This is a genomic window from Peribacillus sp. NPDC097675, from assembly GCF_050277655.1.
Lineage (GTDB): Bacteria > Bacillota > Bacilli > Bacillales > DSM-1321 > Peribacillus.
Map to the genome: position 1 here is coordinate 52188 of NZ_JBNNSK010000003.1, position 12352 is coordinate 64539.

Annotated in this window: 10 protein-coding genes; 4 read left to right on the forward strand and 6 right to left on the reverse strand. The window is 43.3% G+C overall.

Going from position 1 to position 12352, the window contains the following annotated elements; all coding sequences use genetic code 11:
* Positions 1 to 77: 77 nt before the first annotated feature.
* The 4 genes from addB (at position 78) to ACQKL5_RS05695 (ending at position 10243) form a co-directional block, all read left to right on the forward strand.
* Positions 78 to 3569 carry a helicase-exonuclease AddAB subunit AddB gene (gene addB / locus ACQKL5_RS05680; RefSeq protein WP_427607089.1) on the forward strand — a complete coding sequence of 1164 codons (3492 nt, stop codon included), beginning with the start codon at positions 78 to 80 and terminating at the stop codon, positions 3567 to 3569.
* The gene (gene addA / locus ACQKL5_RS05685) at positions 3566 to 7303 is read left to right on the forward strand and encodes a helicase-exonuclease AddAB subunit AddA (protein ID WP_427607091.1); all 3738 of its coding nucleotides are present in this window, start codon (positions 3566 to 3568) and stop codon (positions 7301 to 7303) included. The genes addB and addA overlap by 4 nt, the downstream gene beginning before the upstream one ends.
* 137 nt (positions 7304 to 7440) lie before the next feature.
* Positions 7441 to 8604 carry a tryptophan synthase subunit beta gene (trpB, locus tag ACQKL5_RS05690; protein ID WP_427607092.1) on the forward strand — a complete coding sequence of 388 codons (1164 nt, stop codon included), beginning with the start codon at positions 7441 to 7443 and terminating at the stop codon, positions 8602 to 8604.
* Between the two features lie 379 nt (positions 8605 to 8983).
* The gene (locus ACQKL5_RS05695; protein ID WP_427607094.1) at positions 8984 to 10243 is read left to right on the forward strand and encodes a S8 family peptidase; all 1260 of its coding nucleotides are present in this window, start codon (positions 8984 to 8986) and stop codon (positions 10241 to 10243) included.
* A gap of 116 nt (positions 10244 to 10359) precedes the next feature.
* On the opposite strand, the gene ACQKL5_RS05700 is transcribed toward ACQKL5_RS05695, so the two are convergent.
* The 6 genes from ACQKL5_RS05700 to ACQKL5_RS05725 form a co-directional block, all read right to left on the reverse strand.
* Positions 10360 to 10578 carry a spore germination protein gene (locus tag ACQKL5_RS05700; protein WP_402964206.1) on the reverse strand — a complete coding sequence of 73 codons (219 nt, stop codon included), beginning with the start codon at positions 10576 to 10578 and terminating at the stop codon, positions 10360 to 10362.
* A gap of 16 nt (positions 10579 to 10594) precedes the next feature.
* Complete coding sequence (locus ACQKL5_RS05705) at positions 10595 to 11011, reverse strand: spore germination protein GerPE (protein ID WP_427607096.1); 417 nt, start codon at positions 11009 to 11011, stop codon at positions 10595 to 10597.
* A gap of 5 nt (positions 11012 to 11016) precedes the next feature.
* Positions 11017 to 11196 (reverse strand): spore gernimation protein GerPD, encoded by a 180-nt coding sequence (locus ACQKL5_RS05710; RefSeq protein WP_402964212.1) that lies wholly within the window; start codon positions 11194 to 11196, stop codon positions 11017 to 11019.
* Positions 11186 to 11797, reverse strand: a complete 612-nt coding sequence (gene gerPC / locus ACQKL5_RS05715; protein ID WP_427607098.1) for a spore germination protein GerPC — start codon at positions 11795 to 11797, stop codon at positions 11186 to 11188. Before gerPC ends, ACQKL5_RS05710 begins: the two co-directional genes overlap by 11 nt.
* A gap of 77 nt (positions 11798 to 11874) precedes the next feature.
* Entirely contained in the window at positions 11875 to 12087 is a 213-nt protein-coding gene (locus ACQKL5_RS05720; RefSeq protein ID WP_427607100.1) for a spore germination protein GerPB, read from the reverse strand.
* 20 nt (positions 12088 to 12107) lie between these two features.
* Entirely contained in the window at positions 12108 to 12329 is a 222-nt protein-coding gene (locus ACQKL5_RS05725; RefSeq protein WP_427607102.1) for a spore germination protein, read from the reverse strand.
* Positions 12330 to 12352 lie beyond the last annotated feature (23 nt).

Genomic DNA, 12352 nt, shown 5'->3' on the forward strand with positions numbered 1-12352 from the left:
AAAGAAACGTATCAAAAAGTAGACGGCATTTCTGGTATGATGGGTCTAGATATAATGAAGTAAAAGGGGGGAAACAGATGTCACTCCGTTTTTTAATGGGAAGGTCGGGCACAGGTAAAACGTCAAAGGTCTTGGACGAAATTCGCACCAGCTTATTGGAAGACCCTGAAGGCGATCCGATCATCTATCTTGTTCCTGATCAGATGACATTTTTATCCGAATATAAATTAATCAAAACACCAGGTCTCGAAGGAATGATTCGAACGCAAGTTTTCAGCTTTAGCCGGTTAGCATGGCGCGTTCTCCAGGAGACAGGTGGCATGAGCCGAATCCATTTGGACAGTGTTGGCGTTAATATGCTGATACGTAAGATTATGGAGGATAAAAAAGATGATCTGAAAATGTTCCGGCGATCGGCTGATAAGCAGGGATTCGTTGCCCAGATGGAACAAATGCTTGCCGAATTCAAGCAGTACTGCATCGAGCCAGGTGACATTCGGAATTACTTGGAGGAAAAATCACCAGGTGGTAGTGGAATACAGGATAAATTATACGATCTTGAGCTTATCTATCAATCATTTGAGGATGAAATGATCGGCAAATATTTAGATTCAGAGGATTATTTTACTTTACTGATAGAAAAAATGGCAGAGTCCACTTATATAAAAAATGCGGATATCTATATGGATGGTTTTTACAGTTTGACACCACAGGAATTAATGATTGTGGAAGAAATGATGAAGCTATGTAAAAGTGTAACGATTGCGTTGACACTCGATCAACCCTATCGGCAATTTGCTCCGGATGATCTGCACTTGTTCAGGCAAACGGGGAATCTATATCATCAACTTTATCAAGCGGGACAAAGAACGGGGATATTTATTGAGGAAGACCACATTTTAAGCAACGCGGCGAAATTCGAGAATCCTGGGATAAAACATCTTGAAACTCATTTTGCCCATCGTCCTGCGCAAAAGTATGATCAGCCATCTGGTGTAACGATTGCCCAGGCTGTTAATCGTCGAGCAGAGATTGAAGGAGTGGCTCGGAATATCTTGACGCTTGTCAGACAAGAACAGTGCCGTTTTCGGGATATTGCGATTTTGGTTCGCAATGGGGCCGCATACGGAGATATTCTACAAACGGTTTTCCGTGATTATCAAATCCCGCTTTTCATCGATTCCAAACGCACGATGCTCAATCATCCATTGATTGAACTGATAAGGTCGACATTGGAAGTCATCAATGGATTTTGGCGCTACGAACCGGTTTTTCGGGCAATTAAGACAGAACTTCTATTTCCCCTGCAACAAAGTCATGACCGAATGCGTGAACAGGTGGATAAGCTTGAAAATTACGTGCTTGCCAGAGGGATTAAGGGGGCTGGGTGGACAACGAAGGATCGTTGGACATATCGTCGATTCCGTGGCTTGGAGCTCGAGGACCGTCCCCAAACGAGTAAGGAAATGCAACTGGAGCAAGAGCTCAATGATTTGAAGCAATTATTTACAGAGCCTATTATTAAGCTATCAAAACGTTTGAAAAAAGCTATGAATGGACGGGAATTGTGCGAGGCCCTTTATTTATATTTGGAAGAATTGCATATACCGGAAAAATTGGAGAAATTGAAACTTGAAGCAGAAGAGGACGGCGATCTGGTTTCAGCTAGGGAGCATGAACAATCGTGGAATGCGGTTGTGGATTTGCTTGATCAATTCGTGGAACTGTTAAGTGAACAGGAAATCTCCTTGAAACAGTTTGCGATCATTATTGAAGCAGGTCTGGAATCTTTGGAATTTTCCTTAGTTCCACAGGCAATCGATCAAGTTCTTGTCGCTAATCTTGACCTTTCTCGACTGGATGACGTGAAGGCTGCTTTCGTTATTGGTCTGAATGAAGGGGTTTTACCGGGAAAAGCCGTTTCTGATGGAGTGTTTTCCGATAGTGACCGCGAAAAGCTATTGGCGAGTGGGCTTGATGTTGCGCCGAGTTCGAAAATTCGTCTTCTGGATGAGGAATTCACGGCGTATAAAGCATTCACTACACCGTCAACATCTCTTTATTTATCATATCCTCTTGCTGATGAAGAAGGAAAAGCCCTTCTGCCTTCCTCCTATTTAAAAAGAGTGAGAGATGTATTGCCGCATGTGTCCGAGGCTTTTTATATGAACGATCCATCCGACCTGCCTGCTGAGGAACAGGTGAAATATGCAGCGAACCATGAGGTGGCCCTGTCTTATCTAGCTGCGCAATTGCAGCTGAAAAAACGGAACTATCCGATCCATCCACTTTGGTGGGATGTATATAATGCCATCATGGAGGATGAGATGGTTGGACCGACCGCAACGAAGGTCCTGTCGAGTCTTTTTTACCAAAATAAAACGATGAAACTGTCTGAGGAAACGAGTAAGCAATTATACGGTGAAACCATTCTAACCAGTGTATCGAGAATGGAGATGTTCAACAGCTGTCCGTTTTCCCATTATGCCGCTCATGGTTTGAAATTAAGGGAACGTCAAGTTTTCCGACTGGATGCACCGGATATTGGTGAAATGTTCCATGGAGCATTAAAAATGATTTCGGATTATTTAAATGAGCATGATATCCCGTGGTCTTCCTTGACCAAAGAGCAATGTTTGGAGTTGGCAAGACGGGCGGTGGAACAGCTTGCACCGAAGCTTCAAAATCAAATCCTGTTAAGTACGAACCGCCATCATTACTTGCGTAGAAAACTGGAGCATGTAATTGGCCGTGCCTCAATCGTCTTAAGCGACCATGCCAAGGTAAGTGGATTTGCGCCCATCGGATTGGAACTAGGCTTTGGGAAAAATGGAGAACTACCCCCACTATCGTTCACTCTGAAAAATGGGACGAAGATGGAATTGATTGGACGGATAGATCGGGTGGATAAAGCCGATGAAGGAGAGGGCGGCGTCTATCTGCGTGTCCTTGATTATAAATCGAGTGAGAAGGAATTGAACATGAGTGAAGTTTACTATGGACTTGCTCTACAAATGCTGACCTACCTCGATATCGTCGTATCACAATCCCAATCGCTTATCGGTAAAGAGGCGATTCCAGCAGGTGTTCTATATTTCCATGTTCATAATCCAGTCGTCAAATCTAAAGGGATGCTTAGCTTGGATAAAATAGATGAAGAAATCTATAAGAGTTTCAAAATGAATGGACTTGTATTGGATCAAACGAATGTCATCAAAATGATGGACACGTCTCTTGATATAGATACTTCCAGTAAATCAGACGTCATACCTGCAGGATTTAAAAAGGATGGTTCCCTTTTAGCGGCATCCAAAGTTGCTAGCCGGGAAGACTTCTCATTGTTAAACCATCATGTTCGCAAGGTCTACCAGGATTCCGGTAATCGGATGGTGGATGGAGATGTAGGCATTACTCCGTATAAAATGAAGGAAAAAACACCATGTACTTTTTGTTCCTTTAAATCGGTTTGCCAATTCGATCAATCGTTGGAGGAAAACCAATTTAGGAATTTGCCACAGAAGAAACAAAATGATGTTCTGGATTTATTGAGAGGGGAGGGTGGAAAATGAGCAAAACAAACATTCCAATGATTCCTGAAGGCGTGACGTGGACAGAAGACCAATGGAAGGCGATTTGGGCAAAAGATCAGGATATTCTCGTTGCTGCCGCTGCAGGCTCTGGTAAAACCGCGGTCCTGGTCAATCGCATTATACAAAAGGTCATAACGGAAGATGATCCAATAGATGTGGATGAGCTATTGGTTGTGACCTTCACGAATGCTTCGGCCGCCGAAATGCGCCATCGGGTCAGTGAGGCATTAGAAAAGGAAATCAATGAAAATCCACAATCCCAGCATCTGCGTAAGCAACTAAGTCTGATTAATCGTGCATCGATTTCTACGCTTCACTCCTTTTGTTTAGAAGTGATCAGGAAATACTATTATTTGACGGAGATTGATCCAGGCTTTAGGATTGCTGACTCTACGGAAGCGCAGCTACTACGTGATGAAGTGATGGAAGAACTTTTCGAGGAGCAGTATGGCCAGAGCGATAATGAAGCCTTCTTTAATTTGGTCGATGCCTTTACAAGCGACCGAAATGATGATGCGCTTCAAGATATTGTCCGGTCACTCTATGATTTCTCCCGTTCGAACCCGAATCCTGATCAATGGCTCAATCATGCAGCTGAAATGTATGATTTGTCTGAAGACGCGGGGATCGATGATCTTCCGTTTATCAAGTCCTTACAATTCGATATTGGTTTGCAACTGGACACAGCCAAGGATTTGTTGGCGAGATCATTAGAACTGACAAAGGTTCCCGGCGGACCTGCGCCAAGGGCGGAGAACTATTTAGCTGATCTCGATGTGGTGGCCAAACTGTCCCAAGTTAAGGACCTTTCCTGGAATTCTCTTTACGAGGAAATTCAAAACGTGAAATTTGGAACGGCAAAACGTTGTACAGGAGAGGATTTTGACAAAGAAATAGTGGATGAAGCCACTAAGCATCGAGATAAAGCGAAGAAAATCATTAAATCATTGCAGGAAGAGCTTTTTTCGCGTAAACCTGAAAGTTATCTACGTGATATTCGCGAGTTGAAGGGGTATGTCGATACACTCATCATGCTCGTTACACAGTTTGATAAAAAATTCTTTGCCGCAAAATCCGAAAAAAACTTGGTCGACTTTGCGGATTTGGAACATTATTGCCTACAAATCTTGACGGGCGAAATTATTGATGGGGAACGAAAGCCGTCAGAGGCCGCGATCGAATATCGTAATCAGTTCAAAGAGGTACTTGTCGATGAATATCAAGATACGAACCTTGTTCAGGAATCGATCTTAAAACTGGTGACGGCCGATGGTGAATATAGCGGGAACCTGTTCATGGTAGGCGATGTCAAACAATCGATTTACCGTTTTAGATTAGCTGAACCGAATTTATTCCTTGGAAAGTACACACGCTTCAACCATGATGGAGCAGATTCCGGATTGAGGATTGATTTGAACCGGAATTTCCGGAGCCGGAAGGAAGTTCTTGATGGGACCAACTTCCTGTTTCAACAGCTGATGGGTCTGACAGTCGGCGAGATTGATTATGATGAGGATGCGCAATTGAAAAAAGGCGCGCCATACCCGGAAGAGAATGCCTATCCTATTGAACTTCATTTAATTGATGGAGCAGCTGATATAGGCGAACCAAGCCAGGAAACCGAGGAAACGGAAATAGGATTTGAAGCCGAGGAATTGGAAAAGGCTCAGTTGGAAGCAAGGATGATGGCTAAGCTCATTAAACAGGCCATAAACGAGAAACAACAAATCTATGATACGAAAACCAATCAATACCGTTCAGCGACATACCGGGATATGGTCATTCTGCTTCGTTCCATGCCATGGGCTCCACAAATCATGGAGGAATTTAAGAAGCAGGGAATCCCTGTCTATGCCAACTTGTCCTCCGGATACTTTGAAGCTACCGAAGTGGCGATCATGATTTCCTTGTTAAAAGTAATAGATAATCCCCAACAGGATATCCCTTTGGCTTCGGTTCTCCGTTCTCCGATTGTGGGGATGGACGAAGAGGAAATGTCACAAATCCGTTTATATCATACGGGCACGTATTACGAGGCATTAGCCGATTTTTATAGGAAAGGTGATCCTGATGAGTACCCGGATCTTTACGTTAAGGCTTCTTCTTTTTATAAAAAGCTGGTGAAATGGCGGAAACTGGCAAGACAGGAGGCCTTGTCAGATTTAATCTGGCTTTTGTACCGTGAAACCCAATTTTATGATTTTGCGGGGGGAATGCCAGGTGGTAAACAGCGTCAGGCCAATTTAAGGGCGCTATATGATAGGGCTAGGCAATACGAAGCGAGTTCATTCCGTGGGCTTTTTCGTTTCTTGCGTTTCATAGAAAGGATGCAGGAGCGTGGAGATGATTTAGGTGCGGCGCGGGCTTTAGGTGAACAGGAAGATGTCGTTCGACTGATGACGATTCATTCCTCAAAAGGGCTGGAGTTTCCGATTGTGTTTATTGCAGGCCTTTCTAGGCAATTCAATATGATGGATTTGAGGAAGCCCTATTTATTGGATAAGGACTATGGCTTTGCTGCTAAATATGTCAATCCCGAATTGCGGATAACCTATCCATCCCTCCCTCAACTTGCTTTTAAGAAAAAGAAACAGTTGGAGTTGATTGCAGAGGAAATGCGTGTGCTCTATGTTGCCTTGACAAGGGCGAAGGAAAAGCTCCATCTCATTGCCAGCATCAGTGATGCCGCAAAAATACAGCAAAAGTGGATCAGTAATGCTTCGCATGGTGAATGGCTTTTGAAGGATTATATACGGGCAGGAGCTAAAAGCTACCTTGATTGGATTGGCCCATCCCTTGTGCGTCACCGTGACTTTGGTGGTATCTCTGGGTCAGGCTTTAAAATGGAGTCCCATCCATCGAATTGGTCCATCTCTGTCATCCCGATTGAAGAGCTGACGGTCCTGAATGATGAAGAGGCACTCTTACAAGAGCAGTTGCTAGAACATGTTCAGAAGTCTGAGAAGGTAGACGTCGAATCTGAGTTTGCTCATGAGGTTAAGAATCAGCTTAACTGGGAGTATGCCCAACATGAGGCGACTGTGCACAGATCCAAGCAGTCGGTTTCTGAACTAAAGCGTCAATATGAGCTGAGGGATGAACAGAGCTCTACGGAATTATTGCGTAAATTCAAGAGTCCGATTACGAAGCGCCCAGTCTTCATGCAAGAAAAGTCCCTGACACCGGCTGAAAGAGGCACGATAACGCATTTAGTCATGCAACATATTGATTTGAAATCAGAAATCACTCTTTCATCGATTCAGCGATTGCTTGCTGATTTGATTCAGCGCGAGCTTTTGACTGAGGAACAGAGGGAAGCGGTAAATCCGGAAACGATTATCGACTTCTTTGAAAGTGATATTGGCAAAAGATTGCAAGACGCGCCAAGAATTCGACGTGAAGTGCCATTTACGATGTCATTGCCAGCTAAAGAGGCTTATAGTGATTGGAAAATGGGCGAAGAGGAAATCTTGATTCAGGGTGTCATCGATTGTATCTTTGAAGATGAACAAGGCCTTGTGCTTCTGGATTATAAAACGGATACGATAACCGGCCGTTTCGCTAGTGGATATGAAGGGGCGAAAGAGATCCTTGCTGACCGCTACCGCATGCAACTGGAACTTTACACAAGAGCCGTTGAAGGAATCATGAATAAGAAAGTGACAAGCCGTTATTTATTCTTCTTTGATGGATCGCATTTATTGGAAATGTAAGAGAGGGGGGGTGTCCTGCAACTGTGGGGCACCCCTTTCTTCGAAGGTTACAAACAATAGAATTTGAGAAAAAGTGGGGCTTTACCGTATACTTGAATTGTAAAAGAAATAGTGCGTGTAAAGGAGCAGAGTTGAGTATGAATAGTGAGCAGATGAGCAGAGGATATTTTGGTGAGTTTGGAGGAAGTTTTGTACCAAAAGAACTTCAAGAAGTAATGGATATTTTAGAAGAAGCTTTCCTGAAATATAAGGATGATCCTGAATTTAAAGAAGAATTTCAGTATTATTTAAAAGAATATGTAGGTCGGGAAAATCCGTTGACCTATGCACAAAACTTAACAAAAAAGATTGGTGGAGCCAAGATCTATTTGAAGCGGGAGGACCTGAATCATACGGGGGCCCACAAAATCAATAATGCCATTGGACAGATACTTCTGGCTAAACGAATGGGTGCAAAACGCATCATTGCAGAAACGGGAGCAGGACAGCACGGTGTTGCAACCGCAACGGCTTGTGCCATGTTTGGTTTGGAATGTGTAATCTATATGGGCAAGCTAGATACAGAGCGGCAGGCGCTGAATGTCTTTCGGATGGAATTGTTAGGGGCAAAGGTCATACCGGTTGAAAAGGGTCAGGGCCGGCTAAAAGATGCCGTTGATGAGGCATTGAATGACTTGGTTCAAAACTATGAAAATACATTTTACTTGCTGGGATCTGCTGTTGGACCCCACCCGTATCCTTCAATGGTCAGGCATTTTCAGTCCATCATCAGTGAAGAATCGAAACGCCAGATATTGGATAAGGAAGGGAAGCTACCAACTGCGATCATTGCGTGTACGGGTGGTGGAAGTAATGCGATTGGTGCTTTTGCACACTATATCGATGAGGCGGATGTTCGTTTGATTGGTGTGGAACCGGCCGAAGCTCCAAGTATATCCCAAGGGGTTCCATCTGTGCTGCATGGTTTTAAAAGCCTGACATTATTGGATGAGCAAGGAGATCCACAGCCGACTTTTTCAATTGCAGCAGGGTTGGATTACCCTAGTGTAGGTCCTGAGCATAGCTTCCTGAAGGAAAGCGGCAGGGCCGAGTACCGGACCATAAAAGGAGAGGAAGCACTCGAAGCCTTTCAAGTATTATCCAAAACGGAAGGAATCATCCCGGCGCTTGAAAGTTCACATGCTATCGCGTGTGCCCTGGTCATGGCAAAAGAATTATCTAAGGATGACGTGTTGATTGTAAACTTATCGGGACGCGGTGATAAAGACGTCGAGCAAGTATTCAAGATGTTGAGTGAGTAATATAAACAAAGGGGTTTGGAATGCTTTAATTCCAAACCCCTTTTAAATTTATCTGCAAATTCGCTTAAGCGTGTAATTCTTTTAGCCTGTCTTTTTTCGATAGGGATAATTTGAAAGAGATTTAAGTAGGTATTTATTCTATTTTTATTTTCAATGATAAAATTTCTGAAAATTTAGTCTTATCTTCCGCCTTAATTTGAGAAGTCTAGACTAGTAGGCATCAATATTATATAGAAATCAGGTTCCAATACCTATGTTTGTATTGCAACGTAATTGAGTGTTTTGCCTGATGGTTAGTTTATGACAAATTAAAATAAAATAGCTTTACAGCTTTAGAGATTCATACATAGTAGGGAAAAAAGAGAGAGAGGGAAAGCAGATGAAAACGGGAAAAAGGATTGGAATGGCTTTTCTATGTGTTGGTGTGAGCTTTTCTATTTTTGCGAATGGAACGGAAGCCAAGCAAGGCGTGGATCCGCAAAAGGAAGAAGTTCGTGTTTACCTCAAGGGTTCGGACAATGAGCTAACAAAAGCCAAGAAAAAGTTTGGACATAAGCGTAGTTTTGGAGAGGAAGGCTTTACGGCCAATATAAGTAGCGAAGAATATGAAACTTTGAAAAAGGACGAAGATTTAAAGGTTGAAAAGGTAAGTAAATATACAATTACGCAAACGATTCAACCAACGATTCAAGCGACGATCGCCGCGGTTCCTTCCACAAGGACGCCATGGGGCATCAAAGCCATCTATAATGATTCAGCCCTTACCAAAACATCGGGAGGCGACGGCATTAAGATCGCGGTGTTGGATACTGGGACAATGGCAGAGCATTCCGATTTAAGGGCAAATGTGGAGCAGTGTAAAGATTTTACTACTTCAACCACCTACGTCAATAACTCTTGCTCAGACAAGAATGGACATGGAACGCATGTATCCGGAACCGCCTTGGCAAATGGTGGCCAGGATGGACGTGGGATATATGGTGTGGCTCCTGAAGCAGAACTTTGGGCATACAAAGTTCTGGGGGATGATGGCTCAGGATACTCCGATGATATCGCCGCCGCTATCCGCCATGCAGCCGATCAAAGTGTAAGCACAGGATCCAAGACCATCATTTCGATGTCCTTAGGTTCAAGCTCGAAAGATTCCTTGATTTCAAGCGCTGTGGACTATGCTTATAGCAAAGGTGTTCTGGTCATTGCGGCTGCCGGGAACAGTGGATATTCAGCAAATACGATCGGTTATCCCGGTGCACTTCCGAATGCAGTGGCTGTAGCGGCTCTTGAAAACGTTCAGTCTAACGGGACATACAGGGTGGCCAATTATTCTTCCCGAGGAAATCCGAATACGGACGGAGATTATTTGATCCAGGAAAAAGACGTGGAAGTGTCAGCTCCGGGTTCATCTATTGAATCAACGTGGATAAACGGTGGGTACAATACGATTAACGGAACGTCGATGGCGACACCACATGTTTCAGGATTGGCGGCTAAAATCTGGTCCTCCAATAAGAACTTGACCAATGCACAGGTAAGGGCCCAATTACAAACAAAAGCAAAGGCTTATGACATCAAGGGTGGATATGGTGCAGCAACTGGTGACGACTATGCATCAGGATTCGGTTTTGTTCGTGTAAAATAAACATGATCAAAAAAATATCAAGATACACTCTTTTAAAATTGGTTCTGCCCTGCACTTTATAAATAATTACTTTGTAAACAAACGGAAGCCTCCTGGAAACAGGAGGCTTTTAGGCGCTAATTATTTCCTGCGATAGGCTGATCGACACCATTAACGTCTATGACATTGCTTCCGTTCAGACCATTGGCCGTAAAAACGAGTGCACCCGTGTTCGCTGAGCCGGAGCCGGTGACGGATTTGCTTGCGGATTTCGGTGAAATGACGGCTGCATCACCGAATAAAAGGTTTCCTGACCCGACATTAAATATTTGGACTGGACCTACAATGGCTGGCATATGATTTCTCCTTTTATTAATCAGTTTCAGTTTCTTCTGATGTATTATCGCTGGTTCCATCTTCGTTTTTCTTTGGGATCTGACGAATGTGCTTTATTCTAGATTCCATGCGTATATGACCTACATTTCCCACGCCTACTATGGCGGAAGAAGATATCCCAATGATATCGATATTTCCAACCTGAATAAAGGGGTTGGGGTTCGAAAAGTGTGACACGATCGGTTCAGTGATCCTCGGGATATAGAAGGGCCGTGTAAAGATTTCATAATCATTGAAATCGGGTTCCGGTTCAGTGAATCTATCGCTTTTTTTTTGGACTGCCAAGGCTAGGGCGGACCCGTCGATATAAGAACAGTCCCCAATCTGAAGGTTTGATGCAAATGAGAGGGTCTTGGTCGATAAGGACTTCACTTTCGATATTCTATTAAACATCTATTTTATCCTTTTGGAGTGAGTGGAACGAATGGTCCGATGATGAGCGATTCCGGGGGGGTATCGAATGCTGATGATAGCTGGATGGTTTGTACGTCCCCGATGAGAAATAAGGCTGAACTAGCTACCCCCGTCACTTTAATATCACCGACACATAACTGATGGTTTGTTACATTAAACTCCATTTGGATTTCCTCCTGTCTCGGAACGTGAGTGTGTGATGAATTGAATAATTGCTTTTTGAATATCTGATTTCACTTTTTCTGTGATCTTTTCTTTCACATTTTCTCGCTGCTGAGGTGAACGTTCAGCATGGGAAAGATTATCAAAGTACATATTGATACGCTGATGAAGCTGGCGTTCTACATCCTGCCTCATGAAATCATGATAGGAGGATTCTAGTGTGATTTGAAGCTGGGCTTCCGTATCTCGGATCATTTCCTCTAAGCCTGATAGGATATCATGATAAATCTCCTGAGCGACTATCTCCCTGCCTGGAAATAGGAAAGGTCCTGGTTGGATGGGTTGATTATTGACAGCAAATTCATCAATGTTATTTAAATCATTAGGATTCAGACCGATATTCAATGTTCCGTCCAATGACTCAACCTTTAACTGATCAAACTTATATTCAATTCGATCAACATGGATTGGCGGTTTATTTTTCATTTCAGTGAGTTCATCCGTCAGGCGTTTGAGTTCGTGTTCAAGCTTCATAATTCGCTTATCCTGGGCTTCAAGAAATCGCTGCATTTGTATGGAATACGAATATAAATCATGATCCACGATTTAAACACCTCACCTTCACCTAATGTTAATGTCATATATGGCAGTATATGAAATTGATCCATGTAGGTGAATGCCTATGTGTTAGGGGGGCTAAATGGGACGAAACTCGTCTCTGGAACTATATCTTCTTCAAGCTGTGGAGCGGGTTCAGTGAATTCACCTGTATTGGATAACGTGGAGTAAGGTTTTATTACTCCGGCACTTCCTATTTGAAAAACAGATGAATTGGATATGCTCTCGATTTTTATCATATTGATTTGAATCGTTTGGTGAATATTGAAGATCATGGTGTCCTCCTTTCCCAAAATTAGAGGTTTAATGCTACTGGTTGATCAACGCCATCCGAATCGTTTGTATTGGTGGTACTGTAGGCATTGTAAAGGGAAATGGATTGGCCTGTATTAAAAGACCCAGCACCCGCAAACGTTTTTGAAGTGGAAAAAGGGCTGATTTTAAAGACGTCGCCGATATGGACAACTCCACTACTCCCCACGTTGATCACTTGAATAACTCCTACGATAGCAGGCATGAAAATCATCCTTTTTTTCTGGT

What these genes read in the sequence shown, in the direction of transcription:
- addB (WP_427607089.1), top strand. Translation starts at nt 78, where the DNA reads ATGTCACTCCGTTTTTTAATGGGAAGGTCGGGCACAGGTAAAACGTCA.
- addA (WP_427607091.1), top strand. Translation starts at nt 3,566, where the DNA reads ATGAGCAAAACAAACATTCCAATGATTCCTGAAGGCGTGACGTGGACA.
- trpB (WP_427607092.1), top strand. Translation starts at nt 7,441, where the DNA reads ATGAATAGTGAGCAGATGAGCAGAGGATATTTTGGTGAGTTTGGAGGA.
- ACQKL5_RS05695 (WP_427607094.1), top strand. Translation starts at nt 8,984, where the DNA reads ATGAAAACGGGAAAAAGGATTGGAATGGCTTTTCTATGTGTTGGTGTG.
- ACQKL5_RS05700 (WP_402964206.1), bottom strand. Translation starts at nt 10,578, where the DNA reads ATGCCAGCCATTGTAGGTCCAGTCCAAATATTTAATGTCGGGTCAGGA.
- ACQKL5_RS05705 (WP_427607096.1), bottom strand. Translation starts at nt 11,011, where the DNA reads ATGTTTAATAGAATATCGAAAGTGAAGTCCTTATCGACCAAGACCCTC.
- ACQKL5_RS05710 (WP_402964212.1), bottom strand. Translation starts at nt 11,196, where the DNA reads ATGGAGTTTAATGTAACAAACCATCAGTTATGTGTCGGTGATATTAAA.
- ACQKL5_RS05720 (WP_427607100.1), bottom strand. Translation starts at nt 12,087, where the DNA reads ATGATCTTCAATATTCACCAAACGATTCAAATCAATATGATAAAAATC.
- ACQKL5_RS05725 (WP_427607102.1), bottom strand. Translation starts at nt 12,329, where the DNA reads ATGCCTGCTATCGTAGGAGTTATTCAAGTGATCAACGTGGGGAGTAGT.